Origin of the sequence: Haloferula sp. A504, from assembly GCF_044385805.1 — a bacterium.
Lineage (GTDB): Bacteria > Verrucomicrobiota > Verrucomicrobiia > Verrucomicrobiales > Akkermansiaceae > Haloferula.
This window is the reverse complement of the sequence record NZ_JBISBU010000175.1, coordinates 1-800: the sequence shown is the minus strand read 5'-3', so window position 1 is coordinate 800 and position 800 is coordinate 1. Positions and strand designations below refer to the sequence as shown.

The 800-nt window shown below is 66.4% G+C and carries 1 pseudogene; it reads left to right on the top strand.

Annotated elements, in window-relative coordinates:
- Nucleotides 1-800: pseudogene (locus ACG2LG_RS24035) on the top strand (hypothetical protein); the annotation flags it as partial.

Below are 800 nucleotides of genomic sequence, written 5' to 3'. Positions count from 1 at the left end.
GTCTACGAGGAGATCGAGTTCCTGTTTGACGCAAACAGCACTGGGACCACTGCCAGCGGCAACGGCCGTGGAATCGGCGTCGTGGTGACCAGTGCCGTGGCGGATGCGGTGGCCCCGACGCTCGCTCCCGCCGACATTGTCGATGATGTGGGCGGCCCGTTCATCTCCACCGGGATCGATTCGATCACCTACACGGTGACCTACAGCGAGTTGATGGACCCGGCGACCATCGACGCGAGCGACTTCGGTTTCGGTGCCAGCACGGCCAGCGCGACCATCGACAGCGTGGTCCACTTCGGTGGAGTCACCACGGTGGTGGTCACCCCGACCGCGGGCAGCAGCGGCACGCTTGAGCTTCAGGTGAACGCCAGCGCCGTCCTCACGGACCTGGCGGGCAACCCGCTGGACACGACGACGGCCATTGTGGACTCCCCCGCCGTGACGATCGTCGCCGACGTGACTCCGCCGACGTTGACCTCCATCGTCGACGGTGCCGGGGGCGGACCGGTCCTCGAGGGCCAGACGGTGGTTTACACCGTGACCTTTGACGAGCCGATGAATGCCTCCACGATCGGCACCGACGATTTCGAGAACGGCGGCTCCCCGGCCGGTGTCATCAGCGCCGTGAACGCCACCGGTGATCCGGCGGTCTATGAGGTTCTGGCGAGCTCCGCCTATCCCGGCGGCGTGGGCACGCTGATCCTGCAGATCAAGGCGGGTGCGGTCCTCGAGGATCTGTCGAGCAACCCGCTGGACACGACCTCGGCCCTGACCGGCGGAGTTGCGACCATCACGGTCAA